This window comes from Asaia sp. HumB, from assembly GCF_030263835.1.
Classification (GTDB): Bacteria; Pseudomonadota; Alphaproteobacteria; order Acetobacterales; family Acetobacteraceae; genus Asaia; species Asaia bogorensis.
This window is the reverse complement of sequence record NZ_JARPML010000002.1, coordinates 2,585,534-2,600,988: the sequence shown is the minus strand read 5'-3', so window position 1 is coordinate 2,600,988 and position 15,455 is coordinate 2,585,534. Positions and strand designations below refer to the sequence as shown.

18 protein-coding genes and 3 tRNA genes are annotated in these 15,455 nt (G+C 60.7%); 13 read left to right on the top strand and 8 right to left on the bottom strand.

Features of this window, described 5'->3' with window-relative positions:
- Positions 1 to 249 precede the first annotated feature (249 nt).
- The 8 genes from P5689_RS12790 to P5689_RS12755 all read left to right on the top strand — a co-directional run bounded on the left by P5689_RS12790 (position 250) and on the right by P5689_RS12755 (position 4,229).
- The gene (locus P5689_RS12790) at positions 250 to 780 is read left to right on the top strand and encodes a helix-turn-helix transcriptional regulator (protein ID WP_285533433.1); all 531 of its coding nucleotides are present in this window, start codon (positions 250 to 252) and stop codon (positions 778 to 780) included.
- 364 nt (positions 781 to 1,144) lie between these two features.
- Positions 1,145 to 1,405: a hypothetical protein gene (locus P5689_RS12785; RefSeq protein ID WP_285533432.1), complete on the top strand. Its 261-nt coding sequence runs from the start codon at positions 1,145 to 1,147 to the stop codon at positions 1,403 to 1,405.
- Between the two features lie 112 nt (positions 1,406 to 1,517).
- A complete protein-coding gene (locus P5689_RS12780; protein ID WP_285533431.1) occupies positions 1,518 to 1,835 on the top strand; it encodes a hypothetical protein in 318 nt (105 codons plus the stop codon).
- Positions 1,832 to 2,083, top strand: a complete 252-nt coding sequence (locus P5689_RS12775) for a hypothetical protein (RefSeq protein WP_285533430.1) — start codon at positions 1,832 to 1,834, stop codon at positions 2,081 to 2,083. Before P5689_RS12780 ends, P5689_RS12775 begins: the two co-directional genes overlap by 4 nt.
- Positions 2,080 to 2,298, top strand: a complete 219-nt coding sequence (locus tag P5689_RS12770) for a hypothetical protein (RefSeq protein ID WP_285533429.1) — start codon at positions 2,080 to 2,082, stop codon at positions 2,296 to 2,298. Before P5689_RS12775 ends, P5689_RS12770 begins: the two co-directional genes overlap by 4 nt.
- A gap of 41 nt (positions 2,299 to 2,339) precedes the next feature.
- Positions 2,340 to 2,756: a hypothetical protein gene (locus P5689_RS12765; protein ID WP_285533428.1), complete on the top strand. Its 417-nt coding sequence runs from the start codon at positions 2,340 to 2,342 to the stop codon at positions 2,754 to 2,756.
- Positions 2,753 to 3,100 (top strand): DNA-binding protein, encoded by a 348-nt coding sequence (locus P5689_RS12760; RefSeq protein ID WP_285533427.1) that lies wholly within the window; start codon positions 2,753 to 2,755, stop codon positions 3,098 to 3,100. The genes P5689_RS12765 and P5689_RS12760 overlap by 4 nt, the downstream gene beginning before the upstream one ends.
- The gene (locus P5689_RS12755; RefSeq protein WP_285533426.1) at positions 3,033 to 4,229 is read left to right on the top strand and encodes a tyrosine-type recombinase/integrase; all 1,197 of its coding nucleotides are present in this window, start codon (positions 3,033 to 3,035) and stop codon (positions 4,227 to 4,229) included. Before P5689_RS12760 ends, P5689_RS12755 begins: the two co-directional genes overlap by 68 nt.
- 91 nt (positions 4,230 to 4,320) lie before the next feature.
- On the opposite strand, the gene P5689_RS12750 is transcribed toward P5689_RS12755, so the two are convergent.
- From P5689_RS12750 to P5689_RS12735, 4 genes are all read right to left on the bottom strand, one after another.
- A tRNA-Arg gene (locus P5689_RS12750) sits at positions 4,321 to 4,397 on the bottom strand.
- A gap of 24 nt (positions 4,398 to 4,421) precedes the next feature.
- Positions 4,422 to 4,498: transfer RNA gene (locus P5689_RS12745), tRNA-Pro, on the bottom strand.
- Between the two features lie 113 nt (positions 4,499 to 4,611).
- The gene (gene gpt, locus P5689_RS12740) at positions 4,612 to 5,097 is read right to left on the bottom strand and encodes a xanthine phosphoribosyltransferase (RefSeq protein WP_023978602.1); all 486 of its coding nucleotides are present in this window, start codon (positions 5,095 to 5,097) and stop codon (positions 4,612 to 4,614) included.
- Entirely contained in the window at positions 5,097 to 5,450 is a 354-nt protein-coding gene (locus tag P5689_RS12735) for a tRNA-binding protein (protein WP_285533425.1), read from the bottom strand. Before P5689_RS12735 ends, gpt begins: the two co-directional genes overlap by 1 nt.
- Positions 5,451 to 5,614: 164 nt before the next feature.
- Between P5689_RS12735 and P5689_RS12730 the strand changes: the two genes are divergently transcribed.
- Entirely contained in the window at positions 5,615 to 6,877 is a 1,263-nt protein-coding gene (locus P5689_RS12730) for an MFS transporter (RefSeq protein ID WP_285533424.1), read from the top strand.
- Positions 6,878 to 6,896: 19 nt separating this feature from the next.
- Here the strand turns inward: P5689_RS12730 and P5689_RS12725 are convergent.
- A tRNA-Asn gene (locus tag P5689_RS12725) sits at positions 6,897 to 6,972 on the bottom strand.
- Positions 6,973 to 7,055: 83 nt separating this feature from the next.
- Here P5689_RS12725 and P5689_RS12720 point away from each other — a divergent pair.
- Positions 7,056 to 8,063 (top strand): ABC transporter substrate-binding protein, encoded by a 1,008-nt coding sequence (locus tag P5689_RS12720; protein WP_285533423.1) that lies wholly within the window; start codon positions 7,056 to 7,058, stop codon positions 8,061 to 8,063.
- Between the two features lie 163 nt (positions 8,064 to 8,226).
- On the opposite strand, the gene rnhA is transcribed toward P5689_RS12720, so the two are convergent.
- From rnhA to ispH, 3 genes are read right to left on the bottom strand one after another with little or no spacing between them, the layout of a single operon-like run.
- Entirely contained in the window at positions 8,227 to 8,703 is a 477-nt protein-coding gene (rnhA, locus tag P5689_RS12715; RefSeq protein WP_285533422.1) for a ribonuclease HI, read from the bottom strand.
- On the bottom strand, positions 8,696 to 9,658 hold the full coding sequence (thrB, locus tag P5689_RS12710) for a homoserine kinase (protein WP_285533421.1): 963 nt from the start codon (positions 9,656 to 9,658) through the stop codon (positions 8,696 to 8,698). Before thrB ends, rnhA begins: the two co-directional genes overlap by 8 nt.
- Positions 9,659 to 9,703: 45 nt before the next feature.
- The gene (gene ispH, locus P5689_RS12705) at positions 9,704 to 10,717 is read right to left on the bottom strand and encodes a 4-hydroxy-3-methylbut-2-enyl diphosphate reductase (RefSeq protein ID WP_023978608.1); all 1,014 of its coding nucleotides are present in this window, start codon (positions 10,715 to 10,717) and stop codon (positions 9,704 to 9,706) included.
- A 237-nt stretch (positions 10,718 to 10,954) separates the two neighbouring features.
- Here ispH and P5689_RS12700 point away from each other — a divergent pair, with 237 nt between their 5' ends.
- The 3 genes from P5689_RS12700 to P5689_RS12690 all read left to right on the top strand — a co-directional run bounded on the left by P5689_RS12700 (position 10,955) and on the right by P5689_RS12690 (position 15,316).
- Positions 10,955 to 11,521 carry a hypothetical protein gene (locus P5689_RS12700; protein ID WP_023978609.1) on the top strand — a complete coding sequence of 189 codons (567 nt, stop codon included), beginning with the start codon at positions 10,955 to 10,957 and terminating at the stop codon, positions 11,519 to 11,521.
- A gap of 94 nt (positions 11,522 to 11,615) precedes the next feature.
- Complete coding sequence (locus P5689_RS12695) at positions 11,616 to 13,325, top strand: alginate export family protein (RefSeq protein WP_285533419.1); 1,710 nt, start codon at positions 11,616 to 11,618, stop codon at positions 13,323 to 13,325.
- Between the two features lie 50 nt (positions 13,326 to 13,375).
- On the top strand, positions 13,376 to 15,316 hold the full coding sequence (locus P5689_RS12690) for an OPT family oligopeptide transporter (RefSeq protein WP_285533418.1): 1,941 nt from the start codon (positions 13,376 to 13,378) through the stop codon (positions 15,314 to 15,316).
- Positions 15,317 to 15,455 lie beyond the last annotated feature (139 nt).

Below are 15,455 nucleotides of genomic sequence, written 5' to 3'. Positions count from 1 at the left end.
CGTTGTGTGGTATTTTGGGGAGCATCTGCGGGTGTCTCTCTGTGTCAGGGACGCGAGAAATCTTGTGTTTTGGTGATTTAGCGGAACGTTTCCGCAAGCGCGCTAGCGGCCCAGCGGCTAGGTTTGCAGGGGCGGCAGATCTCGCGCCGCCCCACGCGACTCAGACGCGGGGAAAACGTCCGGCCTGATCAGATGAGGCGGCAGACCGCTTAGCTGAGCCACGACGACCACGTGACATGGAGGAATCTTTTGCCAGCCAGCAACCGTGTTATGTTTACGGCTAACAGCGACGGCGACTTTGTTCGTCCCACCTGCACGGCGGATAATATCTTTGATGTCCATGCCGTTATGTCGCCTATACCGACATTTCAAGTCAAGAGAAATGTCGCTTTATGCGACCCAAAGTTTCGACATATGCGTCATTGTGCGACCATGATCACTGATGGAAAAATGGGCGCTCGCATCCGGGAGCTACGCAAAGCGCGCAAGCAGTCGCAGGTAGATGTAGCGGCGGCGCTCGATATCAGCCGGTCACACCTGGCAGAAATCGAGGGCGGAAAGCATCCTGGATTTGCGACCTTTGTGGAAATTGCACATTATTTCTCAGTATCACTCGACTATCTTTATTCTGGAGCGCCTTCGGCAAGCCAGAATATCGCTAGTGCGCCGATAGAAGACGCCGAAAAGACCCTGCTCGAATTTTGGCGCGGCCTCGATAACAACGAGCGCGAGATGCTTCTCAACCTTCTTGTTCGTGACAAAAAGGCGCAAATCGTCTGAATTGTCAGTGGTTTTCTTGAGCACTACCAACTCCTGTTTTCTTTTAGAACGTATCGAGTACAGACCCCTTAGTACAGTTTCCTAGTGGAAATGTTGACAACAAATTAACGCTAGTCATCATCCGCTTAGTATTTGCCTGAATGCGGAGGCCGAAATGATCTCAAACACCCATTACAGGTAGCTCCCGAGCCACGCGCTGAGGGCTGATCCTTTCGATCGGACGCCAATCGCCGCGCCGCCAGAGATGATTGTGATCTAGAGCTATTCCGCACCAATAAAACTATGTCGCTATATACGACATTATTGCTTGCGAGAAATGTCGGTGTATGCGACATAATGAGCATCAACAAAGGAGATGCTCATTATGTCAAACACCGCGCAAAAGCGCCGCTCCATTCAAGCCGAGGCTCTCTCCGCTGCAAAATCACAGGTCGGCGATGTGACGAGCTTCTATCAGCTCACCACTCAGGAACGTCTCGACCTTATTGCCACCCTCGCGGCTCAGTTTGCCGTCGATCAGGTCGATCGCACCCCCGGCTGGGAAAGCCGGGCTGTAAGCGTCCTCTCCGCCCTGCAAAACTCCGCTTCTGAACAGATTCAGCGGCTGATCAAAGGCGCCGGTTGATCGGGGGCGGACCTGAACCGGGGCCATTCCAAAGGCCCCGGCAGTGCCCTGATTCGCCCCTACTTGCCTTGCCTTGTGTCCGTAAAGAGCCCCAACGAAGGAGGCGTAAAATATGACACTTCCCACCCGCCATCTTGCCGCCATGACCGAGCGGGCCTTCTGGATCTCCCTGGCCGCCATACCCGAAGCCGACCAGCTGCACGCCCTCGATCTGTTCCGCCGCTGGCGCTATGCCGCCACCCGCGCCGCCGATGGCCGCCCCTTGCAGTGCGCTGCACCGTGGAAGCGCACCGCCGCCGCGCTCGCCGCCGAATTGCAAGGGCATCTGGCCCGCCACGCTCACACCCTCACGCCGCCGCCTTACGCTGCGCAGGTGAACGCCCTGCGCGCCCTGGCCATTACCGCGTATCATCGGGGGACGATCCAATGATCAGCCGAGCAGAAGTCAAACGCCGCGCCTATGCGGCCGCCTCGGCCGAGATCGCCGCCACCTGTGAACGGCTCGGCCTAACCGAGGGCGAAAGCCTCGACCTTCTTTCCGCCCTATGCGCGAGCGCGGCTTATGCCGTGGCGCAAACCCAGGGCGGCGGCATAGCTCACGGGCTCATGCACCTGAACGCCGTTGCGAACTGCGCCGCGCAGCGCCTTCACGCCATGCAACAAGAGGCGGCGTCATGACGGATCAGCCCTTTACCATCCGCAACACGAAAGGCCGATCAATTAAGCGTTTCCCGACCTATCGCGAGGCCGAGAGCGCCGCCGTCGCTCGGTGCCGCGATAAGGCTCATTCTGTGCCGATCTATCGCCTGCGCACTCACCTGGCGACAGTGACACCCGGCGCGAATGCCCGGCCCGCGATCGACCTGACCCTGAAAGGGAGCCTGATCGTATGATGCGCCCTAACGCAGCCCCGCGCTCAGAGCGGGCTTATGCCATGCGCGAGATCCGCTATCGCGAAAGCCAGCGCGCTATCGAGTTGCCCGTGATCACCACACGAGCGCCGGTGCCCGATCGTCTCGACCCGCGCCTTTTGACGCTGCTGCCACACCGCCCGAAGCTCTGGCGCGAATTTGTGGAAGCCATACCAGCCGAACTGGTCGAATTTTGGATTGCCCGCGAGCCCCGGCATTGCCTCCTGGCCGAGTTTGCCTCGACTTCCGGCCAGTGGCGCTGCCTCTGGCACTCCGGCGATATCGAGACCTACCCCCAGCAAGGCATCCGCCACCGCGTGCTACTCATGAATCGCGAAGAAACAGACCGGATCAAAGCCGCGCACCCGCTGGTCGATATCAGCCTGAACGATCAAACCACGCGCTTGCGCTTCCGCAGGCCGGGGGAACGGACGCAATGAGTAAAGCCAGCTTTGCCGATTGGCCGCGCTACATGACGCGGGAAGTCGCTGCGCGTTATCTCGGCGTGAGCGTCGATGTGTTCGATTACGAACGTTCGGCAGGGTGGTGGCCCCCGCCGCGCATCAGGGGCCAGAGAGGCGGGAGATTGACCTGGGATCGTAAATTGCTCGATTCCTACGCTGACCGCGACTCTGCACTTGTGGTGGGGGCACCGATGGCCGTCGATGCCCCCGTTTCTGCCGAGTCCGGCCCATCCCCTCTCGCGGAGAAAATGAATGCCACCCTCGCACAGAACCGGCCTCAACGTGGCGCGCAAGCGTCGCAAAGACGGCACCACCATTGAGTATTTCTATGACCGCGCATCGGGAAAATTCCTGGGGCACGATCGCGCCGCCGCCGAGGAAGCCCGCCAGCGTCTTTCCCTGACACCGATGCAAGCGGCGGGCATCCAGCCCGGCAGCATCAACGCCCTGATTCTCGATTACCTGCAATCCGAGGCGTTTCGCTCGCTTCGGGGCACGACTCAAAAACTCTATCGCGGCTATCTCGATCGAATGCGGGAGGATTGGGGCGATATCCCTGCCCGTGCGATCACCCGCCAGGACGTTCTCGCCATACGCGAGCGATTGAGCGCCACCCCGCGCAAGGCAAATCAGGTTCTCTCCCTGCTTCAGATCCTGCTCGGCCGGGCACGCGAAACCGGGATCGTTCAGGAAAACGTCGCGGAACGATTTGGACGGCTTCACATCGCCAGTCGGACCGAAATCTGGTCTTACCAGATGGAAGATGCGTTTCTTGAGCGTGCCCGCCCTGCCCTGCAGCTGGCCTATATGCTTCTGCTCTATACGCTTCAGCGGCCCTCCGACATGCTGGCGATGGGGGCCGGACGGATTTCCACTCGCGATGGCCGCATGTTCATTGCGCTGCGCCAAGCTAAAACAGGCGCACTGCTCGACGTGCCCGTGCATACGCGCCTTGCGCCGCACATCGCCCGCCGCCTGGACGAACTGAACGCGGACGAAGCAAGCGTCGCTCAAATCATCACCGCCCGCATCGGCCTCGGTCCCGAGCGCCTGCTTGTTCCGAGCCCAACGGGCAAGCCCTGGGCGCACCGCAATTTCGCCCGCGCATGGGACCAGGTGATTTCCCGCATGGCTCATGCGCAGGCCCGGAGGCTGTTCGCCGCTGGTCGAACGAAAGAGGAAGTCAGGGCCGAACTGGAGAACCAGCACCGGCAACGCCGCGACCTCCGCAGAACTGGCATCGTGCGACTTGCCGAGGCTGGCGCAACCACGCCGCAGATTGCCGCAATATCTGGTCACGGGATCGACTACTGCCAACGCATCATCGACACCTACTTGCCGAGACGTACCGAGGTTGCTCTCGCGGGGATGGAAGTATGGGAAAAGCATCAGGTTCGCGAGACGACAAAAATCGTCTCGATCGCGGCTTCGCGTGGGCGGCTGATGTGAACGTTTTAGCAAGTTACCCATAGTGCGGGCAAACCATGTGCAAACCATCTGCAAACTTTGCAAACCAGAGCGCGCTAAAACCCATGGAAAATGGCGCGCCCTGCTGGATTCGAACCAGCGACCCACAGCTTAGAAGGCTGTTGCTCTATCCAACTGAGCTAAGGGCGCGTATCGCCATACCCTTGGTGGTGGTGGTCGGGGCGCCCGGACTCGAACCGGGGGCCTCTTGTACCCAAAACAAGCGCGCTACCAGGCTGCGCCACGCCCCGAACGCGCGGACCCTACCGCAACTCGCGGCAGGGTGAAAGGTGCACTCTCGAAAAAACTGAAGAATTATCCGAGGTTACGCCCAGAAGTTGCGCGCCCAAGTTAGGTGCCCAGTTCAGGCGCCTAGGTTGCGGGCCAGCGGCGGTACGAAAAGCGGCGCCGTGTCCCACGGGAAGAGCACCCAGGTATCTTGTGCCACTTCCATCACATACTGATCGGTATGGGGCTTGCCGTTGGGTTTGGCGTAAAGGCAGGCAAAATGCGCTTTGGGGAGCACATCGCGCACGACCTTGGCCGTCTCACCGGAATCGACCAGATCATCGATTACCAGAAAGCCCTCGCCGTCACCGGCAGCAATCGGGGCTTTCACCACGCGGGGTTCCTTCTGGTCTTGCGCGCTTTCGCCCGAATAGCTGATGACCGAGATGGATTCGACAAGACGGCAATCGAGCTCACGCGCGATAATAGCCGCCGGAATGAGCCCGCCCCTGGTGACGGCCACGATGCCCTTGAATTCGCCGCGCGCCATCAGGGCCGAGGCAAGGGTGCGGGCATCGCGGTGCAGCTGGTCCCAGGTGACGGTTGCGTAGTTGGTAGCCATCAGAACAGTTTTCCTCCATCTGGCACCCGGTGGTCCGGGCAGATCAGCACCATGTCGCCGGAGCGATCAGGCATGCCGAGCGCCAGCACTTGATTGACGGTCGTGTTTTGCAGTTGCGGGTTAACCACAGCGCAAACCTGCCTGCCAACCAGCTGCGGTGCCTTGTAGTTTCTTGCCAGGGTCATTGTGGCACGACGGACACCCAGATGGGCGCCAAAATCGATCCAGAGCAGCGTCCTGCCCCCCTCTTCCTGCGCCGAGGCGATGGTCCCGACACGGATATCGGGCTGAACGGCCCCAACGGGCACAGGAGCCGGGGACGATTCGGGGGCAATGTCGCTGTCTGAAGTCATGCGGCGGAACCTGCCTGCGCGACCCGCGAAATGCAATCGCGCAATCGCCATGCTGCGCGGGCATTCTGACGCATGCTGTGGGGCAAAAACCTGCGCGGAGGCGTGCTGCTGATTTTCATACACAACATTGCTGGATTGCGGGCGCTGTCTATAGTGATTGCGCCATGCCAGAGCCCCTTTCTCCCGACGCTTCGCCCCCTCCTCCCTCCGACGCGCTGCGCGATATCATCGGGCTAAGGCCCTTTCTCGCAGGTCGCACGCTCTCTGCCCTGTCTGCACAGGTGCTTGCCGTGGCGGTTGCCTGGCAAACCTATGCCCTGACCCATAGCGTCACGGCGCTTGGCCTTATCGGGCTCGCCCAGTTCCTGCCCATGCTTGCGCTGGTATTCATCTCGGGCCATGTGGCTGATCGCTATAATCGCAAACGTATCGTGCAGATCTGTCAGGCGATCGAGGTGTGCGGTGCACTTCTCATGGCCTTCGCCACCATGACCGGCCAGCTGGCGCCTTGGGCGCTCTATGCGCTCGTCGCGTGTTTTGGAGCGCTGCGGTCCTTCGAGGGGCCCTGCCAGCAGACCTTTCTGCCCTCGATCGCCACTCCGGCACAGTTCCCTCGGGCGGCGGCGCTGTCATCGTCCCTGTTCCAGACAGCCTCGATCATTGGCCCGTCTCTGGGTGGGCTGCTCTACGGCATGGGCGCGGATTTCTGCTACCTAACCTGCGCCTGTGGTTTTGCTGTTGCTCTGGTCTCGACCTCGTTGCTCAGGCTGAAGCCCTATGTGGGCAATCGTTCGCCCATGAGCCTTGAATCGCTGTTTGGCGGTATTGCCTTCCTCAAGCGTCGCCGCGACCTGCTGGGGGCAATCTCGCTCGATCTGTTCGCGGTGCTGCTGGGTGGGGCAACAGCCATGTTGCCTGTCTATGCCGATGATATCCTGCACCTTGGCCCCATAGGGCTGGGCATACTCAGGGCCTCACCGGCTGTGGGGGCGCTCATGGGCTCGCTGGTGCTCGCCCGCTACCCGCTCAAATCTCATGCCGGCCCCATCATGTTTGCCTCTGTCGGCATTTTTGGCATCGCCACCATTGTGTTTGGCATCTCGCATTCCCTCACCCTCTCTGTCCTTTCCCTGGCCGTGCTGGGCGCTGCCGATGTGGTGAGTGTGGTGGTTCGAGGTGCCCTCACACAGCTTGCTACGCCCGATGGCATGCGCGGCCGTGTTTCTGCCGTGAACATGCTGTTTATCGGCTCAAGCAATCAGCTGGGTGAATTCGAGAGCGGTATGCTGGCGACAGCCATCGGCACCGAAGCCGCAGTCGTGGCAGGCGGCATTGGCACGCTTGTCGTCGCGGGGCTCTGGATCAGGATGTTCCCGCGCCTGTGGGCGCTGGATCGCCTTGATACGATCACACCGGATGAAATATGAATTTTGAAGGAAAAATGCCTGGCTCCCGAAGTAGGACTCGAACCTACGACCCAGCGATTAACAGTCGCTTGCTCTACCAACTGAGCTATTCGGGACCGGCGAGGCACTATCTAGCGAAAGCTTTTCATGGGGTAAACCCCCCTTTGTCATTTTTTTTGCATATGGAGTTTTTCTTCTGATGGCAGCGCCCTCCCGCCGACTTGTTCTCATGGGTGCAGGCGGCATCATTCTCGCTACAGTCCTGCAATCACGGCATGTTTTCCATCATCGCACCCGCATCGCGACAGATGGAAAGCCGAGACGCGTACGCCTCGCCTGGCCCGAATCCGATTATGATCCCCTGCTCTGGCTGTGCCAGCAGGGGCTTTTCGGGCGCTACAATCTGCAGGTCGATATCGTCGAGGTGGGCGGCGGAAACAGTGCGATCGATGCTGTGCAGAACGGTCGCGCCGATGCCGCGCTCAGCCCCCTGCTCGACTGGCTGCCTGCGCTCTATCAGGATGACGCCGAAGATCTGCCGGCGAAACTGGCCTGCGGCGTCAGAGGCGGGAGCTACCGGCTTCTGGTGCGGCGCGACCTGAAGCTGCACAAGGTGGCTGACCTCGCTGGGAAGAAGATTGGTGTCATGAGCCTTGAGGGAGCCGACCGCCGATTCGTCAGCATCCAGCTTCGTCGGCGTGGGTTGCATCCAACCGATTCGGTCCATTGGGTCGCGATTCCTGCAGACGATATGGCCGATGCCCTGCGCGCAGGGGAGCTGGATGCCGTCGCCGTGCATGACCCGATGGGATGGCGAATCCTGCAACAGACCAAAGGGATCAGCTGGAACATGCTCGACAGCATGACGGGGGCCGAGCGCGAAAGAATCGATCTTACGCTCGGTATCGCAACCAGGGCTCTGGCTCAGGACCCCGGCCTCGCTGCTGCCCTCACCGCCGCGCTCAGCGATGCCCAGCACGAGTTCCCCGCGCATCGCGACGAACTGGCGTTGCTATGGGACAAGGACAAGGACGCACCGGACGATGCGAAGGGCATGCTGGATCGCGAAATCACCAGCCATCCGGTCACAGGGCATCCGCTTCGTGTGCAGGTCGAGCAATATGTGGACGAACTCAAGCTGCTCGGCCTGATGCAGGACGCCGATAACGCGACCGACATCGCCCATCGTATCTGCCTGCCCGTCTGATGCGGAGTTTCTGGAAGGCTTGGATGCGCGGGGTAACGCCCCGCTATGCCCGACAGCGTTGTGACCCGGCGAAAGCCCGAGACATCGGGCGGTTGCTTGTCTGAACGGGACTAGAAAGAGAGATTTAACAGGGATCTGTGTCGGCCAGCGATGGCCGGGGCCATCAGCCCCGCTCGATGGCCTCGCGCCCTGCTGTGGCAAGCTGGTCCACGCGTTCGTTATTGACGTTGCCGCTATGACCGCGCACCCAGAGCCACTTCACATGGTGGCGCTTTTCCGCTTCCAGGATACGCTGCCACAGATCCATGTTCTTGACCGGATCACCTGCTGCATTGCGCCAGTTGCGCCTTACCCAGCCGGTATGCCAGCGCGTGATGCCATTACGCAGATACTCGCTGTCGGTATGGAGCGTCACATGACAGGGGCGGTTGAGCGCCTCAAGCGCCTCGGCCGCTGCCGTGAGTTCCATGCGGTTATTGGTGGTCTCGGGTTCACCACCCGAAAGCTCACGCTCATGCCCGTTGGCACAGAGCAATGCGCCCCAGCCTCCCGGTCCCGGATTGGGGCGGCAGCCCCCATCGGTCCAGATCTCGACGTGCGGCGCGCCCTCGGGGAGCGGTGGCTTGGCTGCCTCAGACATGGAGCAACCCCTTCGCATTCTCGCGCCAGGCTCGAAGCCTGTGATGATAGGCCAGCGGGTCCTTGCGTGTGACGATTGCATCCGCTGGCGTGTTGATCCAGTCAAAGAGCCGGGTCAGCAGGAAACGGATCGCAGCCCCCTGAACGAGCGCTGGCATGGCCACCTTTTCCTCAGCCGCGAGCGGCCGCACGGATTGATAGCCCCCCATCATCCCGGCAATGAGCGCAGGCGAGGCCGTCTGCTCGTCAGGAAAGCACCAGGCATTGAGGCAGATCGCCAGATCATAGGCATAGAGATCGGTGCAGGCGAAATAGAAATCGATCAGCCCCGAGACGTTCCCGCCCTCAAAAAACACGTTGTCCGGGAAGAGATCCGCATGGATCTGCCCCTGCGGGAGGGCACCGTCCTGCGGCCAAGCTTTCAGCACATCGGCAATGGCAAGCTGAAGCTCTTCAGTCAGGCCCGGATACAGGCTGTCCCCTGCCCCGCGGCAGGAATCGAGCAATGGCTGCCAGGCCTGCGGGCCAAGACTGTTTTCACGACGCGCCCGAAAGCCGTCTCCCAGCAGGTGCAACCGCGCTAGCGCCTGCCCCAGCGAGAAGCACGCTCCCGCCGTAATCGTGGCGATCGGACGGCCAGTGAGAAAGGTCGTGATGGCTGCCGGACGATCCATGAGGCGCCGCAGGGCAACGCCGTCACGCGCAATTACCGGGGTCGGGCATTTGAGACCACGACGGGCAAGGTGCTGCATCAGGCCAAGAAACCAGGGCAGTTCGGCCTCATTCACCCGCTTTTCATACAGGGTGAGGATCGCACGTCCGGCTTCGGTCTCGATCAGATAATTGGTGTTCTCGACACCCTCGGCGATCCCATCCACGCTCTTGAGCGCACCGAGATGGTATTCCGCCAGAAACGCCTCAAGCGTCTCCGGCGGGATGGTTGTATACACCGCCATCGATTCAGGCGGACAGAAAAGCGTTCATGCGTGTTCCGCCAGATCTCAGACGGGTTCGCCAAGCGGGCTGGGCAGACGGAACGCCACGTTTTCCTTCTTCACGATACGCTCCTCGATATCGAGCTTGTAGCGCGTCGAGAGAGCATCGACCATTTCCTGAACCAGCGATTCAGGTGCCGAGGCCCCTGCCGTGATCCCGACCGTGGAAACACCTTCAAGCACGCTCCAGTCGAGCGCCGCCAGCTTGGGCACAAGAAGCGCACGCTTGGCGCCCGAACGCTCGGCCACTTCGCGCAGGCGCTGCGAATTCGACGAGTTGGGCGAGCCAATCACGATCACCAGGTCGCTCTCTGGCGCAATGGCCTTCACGGCTTCTTGACGGTTGGTGGTGGCGTAGCAGATATCTTCCTTCTTCGGCCCTTCGATGAGCGGGAAACGCTCACGCAGGATCGCGACGATCTCTGATGTATCATCCACCGAAAGCGTCGTCTGGGTGATGAAGGCAAGACGCGTCGGGTCGGCGGGCTGGACGGTACGGGCTTCTTCCGCATCGTTGATGAGCGTCACTGCACCGTTGGGCAGCTGGCCCATCGTGCCGACCACTTCAGGATGGCCTGCATGGCCGATCATGAGGATATGACGGGCATCGGGACCACCACCGGCAAAATGGCGCTCGGCTTCACGATGCACTTTCGAGACCAGTGGGCAGGTCGCATCTAGGTAAAGCAGGTTGCGACGCTGTGCCTCGGCCGGCACAGATTTCGGCACGCCATGCGCCGAAAACACGACATGGCCATCCGCAGGGACCTCGTCGAGCTCTTCAACGAAGATCGCGCCCTGTTCCTCGAGATTCTCGACGACAGTACGGTTATGCACGATCTCGTGGCGGACATAGACAGGAGCGCCATAACGGCGGATGGCTTCTTCCACCACGCGGATGGCCCGGTCCACGCCAGCACAGAAGCCACGCGGCCCGGCCAGAAGAACGCGAAGCGTTTGTGCCCCGGACGCCTGCTCCGAGGTCTCTTGCGGGCGTGAAGTGGTCAAGGTGTCGGGCATGGTGTTCCCCAATCTCACGGCAGGCGGTATATGCGAACAAGCCCCATGGCAGCACGCATGTCAGATGATGCAACGCTTCGCGATATGGGCTCGCATATGGGAGCTACGCAACCCGTTGCCAGTATGCAAGCCCATGATTGATGTGAGGCCATGATTGCATGATCATTTGGCGTTGTGTCGCTACCATACCATACCGGGCTCGGTTTCCGCACCGGTGAATAGACGAGAGCCTTGTTCATGACCAGATATGCCCGCCAGTTCCTCCCTCTCCTCGCCATACTCGGCACGGGCACAGCCCTCACAGCGTGCGATCAGGATGATCAGAGCGCCTTTGCCCCTGTCTGCCCTCCGGTCGAAATCCTGAGTTCGGCAGCCGATTATTATCAGTATGACGGCCACGGACTGGATGCAGGCAGCCTTGTGACCCATGCGGCCATGAGCGGTCTGACCGGCAATTGTGAAGGCGCACCCAAGAAAACCGTTCGCTCACGCCTCAGCTTGGGCATCACGGTTGAGCGCGGCCCGGCCTCTGATGGCAAGGATATCGTCCTGCCGTATTTCGTGGCTGTGATGCGCGACGGCAAGATTATCGACAAGAAGGAATTCGAGGTTCCTGTCTCGTTTGCCGGCAACCAGTCCACCGTCTCACTGCGCACGCCGGTACGCATCATCGATGTGCCTGCTTCGCCTGATCTGCAGCTGACCAACTACTCTCTGAAGATTGGTTTCCAGCTCAGCCGCGAGCAGCTTGACTACAATCAGACTCATCTGCGCCCAGCAAAATTCACTGCCCACACGAATTAAATCACATATATTATGAGTGTTTTTATAGAAACACTTTGTATTCTCGTTTTATGCTGATACGCTGGGGAACCATCTTTCTCCGGAACGTTTCGTCATGCGCCCTTATCCCGCCTTGCCTGCCCTGCTCCTGCTTGCAGGCATGCTTCCCTGCGCCGCGCATGGCGAAACCATCAATCAGGTTGATACAGACAGGACCGCAACGACCGCGCCACCGGCCTCACGCCAGAGACAGCGGGTTGATCCCACGGCGGCTGAGGAGCAGGTGACGGTAAGCGGCACCAGCCGACCCGAAATCCAGAACTTTCCCCATGCAGGGCCGGTGGGGCAGCCGCGACGCGTGACTCCGCTTCAAAACCGTCCCCCGCACGGGACGCAGGGCGATTGGGGCGTTTTCACGCGGGGAAACGGTGAATCTGCCGGGTTCGGCCCGATAGGCCGCTACGGTGTCGCCCCCTGGGCGGAAGACTGGTCTTTCCTGCGCGACAGGAAGCGCCATGATGATCTGTTCGATGCCATCAAATATATCCCGCTCAGTGCCAGCGGCCGTTGGTGGCTCAGCTTTTCCGGCGAAACCCGCCTGCGCAACTGGTCCGAGGAGACGCCGTTTCTCGGGACACGTGGCCCGGCAGGCTCAGGGCGATTTGCCGTGCGCAACCTCTACGGTGCCGATCTTCATCTGGGCGAGCACGTGCGGTTCTTCGGCCAACTCGTGAATGGCGATGCGGCTGGCTGGGGCGGGTTTGGCTATAACACCACCTATCGCAAGCGCCTCGACCTGCAACAAGGGTTTGTGGAACTGCGCTCCAGGCTTGCTGGCGCAAAGGCCGGGGTGATTGTGGGGCGCCAGCAGTTTCTCGATGCACCGTCCTATATTCTCTACAACCGTGAGACGCCCAACGTTCCCCTCTCCTGGAACGGTGTGCGCGGCTATGCCATCTGGCCGCGCCTGCGCGCAGATGTTTACGATTTCGTCGGCACGAATGTGACGTTCAACAAGATGTTCCATGACCGCGTCGACTGGAGCACGCGTCTGCACGGTATCGACTTAACCTGGGCACCGCCTTCCTTCTCTCTTGGGGCAGAGCGTGTGTCCTCCTTTCTGGACCTCTTCCTGATTGCCTTTCGCCTGGGCGGCAGTTCGGCGGCCCTCGCCTATAACCGGTCGACGCTCAATGGGACGACGGCGCGTCAGGATTACGGATTTCGCTGGTATGGCGGCGCGCCATCCTTCGAATTCTCGGTAGGAGGGCTCTATCAGGGGGGCAGTTTCGAACTGAGCCGTACCGGACAGAACCGCGCTGTCTCGGCCTACGCCTTCAACGCCATCGCAGGCTACCGCCATACGCCCTCGCCGCTGCATCCCTTCATCGGTGTTCAGGCCGATTTGTATTCTGGCGGTTCCTCAAGGAGCAATAACGGCACCATCGGCACCTACATCGCCCCGTTCAACCCGCAGACGAACTATCTCGATACCACGACCTATATTGCGCCAAGCAACCTCGTGAGCCTGTCGCCAGTCCTGCGCATCACGCCACGCAATTGGCTGAGCCTGCAATTCAAAAGCCCCCTCTTCTGGCGTGAATCGACGGATGATGCTGTTTACGGTCCCTCGGGCGCTTACACTTTCAATAACCTGCATGGCGGGTTTATCGGTATCGTGCCGCAGGCCTCGCTGACGCTGCAGCTCAATCGTCACCTCACATGGACCCAATATGGGGCGCGCTTCATCGGCTCGGACGGGCTGCGCGCGGCTGGTGGCAAGAGCGGAAGTTACTACCAGTCCAACTTCGTCTTTCGTTTCTGATCGCTTCGTCGTAGGACCAGTTCCTTACGACATCGACACAGAGAGACAGCATGAGCAAGGCGACGCGGGAATTAACCATAAGAGGACTCATTCTCGGCGCTCTGATCACGGTCATCTTCACCGCGTCCAATGTCTATCTTGGCCTCAAGATCGGCCTGACCTTTGCCTCATCCATTCCGGCGACCGTCATATCGATGGCCGTTCTGCGGGCCCTCGGTGGCAGTACGATTCTGGAAAACAATCTGGTCCAGACACAGGCTTCGGCTGCGGGAACGCTAAGCTGCGTGTTTGCCACCATTCCTGGTCTGGTCATGATCGGGTTTTGGGGCGGCTTTCCGTTCTGGCAGAGCTTCTTCATCACGCTACTCGGTGGCGCAACAGGCGTCCTGTTCACAATCCCCCTGCGCCGCGCACTGGTCACCCATAGCGCCCTACCCTACCCCGAGGGCGTTGCCTGCGCCGAGATCCTGCGCGTCGCGTCTCCGGAGGGGAACCAGCAGGCGCTCAGATCCCTGATCCGCGGCAGCGTGCTTGCTGCTGTTGTGACATTCATGAGCACCGGCTTGCGCTTGATGCAGGATGGCTGGAGCCTGACGCTCAGTCTCGGTCAGTCCATCTTCCGCCTGCAGGGGGCGTACTCCTTTGCGCTCATCGGTACGGGCTATCTGGTCGGGCTGACAGGCGGGCTCGCCATGCTGGGCGGCGTTGTGCTGGGCTGGGGAATTGCCGTGCCCTGGCTCACGGCTATTCTGCCCCACCCGGCTGGCGTTTCAGCGACCGATTTTGCGACAGGGATATGGGTGCACAAGGTGCGGTTCATGGGCGCTGGCACAATCGCCATCGCGGCACTCTGGACCGTTGGTTCTCTGCTTGGTCCCGTCGCGCGTGGCCTAAGGGAAGCGTTTTCTGGCACGCATCGCCAGACGCTGGACGAGACGGACCGCGACCTGCCCCCCGCCATCATGAACATCCTGCTCGCAGCGCTCGTTCTCGGATTGGGCGCTTTGTTCACGCTCTTCCTGTGGCCCGTCACACCGCATGATTTCCTGCTGGTGGTCATGCTGGCTCTGGGCCTCGCTGCCTGTCTGTTCATCGGGTTTCTTGTAGCAAGCGCCTGCGGCTACATGGCCGGGATTATCGGGTCTTCCTCCTCTCCCATTTCTGGCATCTCGATCATCAGTGTCGTGGCGCTCTGCATGGCCCTGATGGGGCTCGAGGCCCTTCATCTGGTGCCGGACGCACTCTCGGCCCATGACCAGCACATCGCCATCGCCTATATCCTGTTCGTACTTACGGCCCTCACGGGCTCGGCCGCGATTTCGAACGATAATCTGCAGGATTTGAAAACCGGCCAGCTTGTCGGTGCCTCTCCCTGGAAGCAGGAAGTCGTGCTGCTGGTCGGCTGCGTCGTGGGCGCCCTGATCATCCCGCCCGTATTGAACGTGCTGTATCAGGCCTATGGTTTTGTCGGCACCATGCCTCGTCCGGACATGGATCCAACACGCGCCCTCGCCGCACCGCAGCCCGCCCTTATGGTCGATCTGGCGCGCGGCATTCTGCTGCGTAACCTTGACTGGACCATGATCCTGATCGGCGCTGCGATTGGCGCGGCCCTGATCGTGATCGACCGCCTGTTCAGGCTACGTAACCTTGCCCTGCCGCCTTTGGCTGTCGGCATGGGCATCTATCTTCCTGCCGATGTATCGGTCACCATCGCCATCGGCGCCGTTATCGGTCGGCTATTCGACAAGGCCCATCGTAACGACGTGCATGACGATGACAGTGCCGGCACGATGATTGCCTCGGGCTTCATCGTTGGCGAAAGCCTAATCGGTGTCGTGGTTGCCGTGCTGAGCGGCATGAGCGGCCACGGCGATCTCCTCGCGTTGCCGGTCGGCGCAGGCACGGCACAAATCATCGGCCTCGTCGTGTTTGCAGCAAGCCTGGTCTGGTTTGCGCGTCAGCTGGCGCAGTCCCGCAAGCCCGGATAACGGACGGGCCTGCTACAGGCCTGAGGCGCAAGCAAGGCCTGGTCCGAGCATCGTGCATCTCGTTGCCCGAACCCCATAGCCCATAGCCCATAGCCCATAGCCCATAGCCCTGAAACAAATCAGCCGGGCTTGTCGCCCG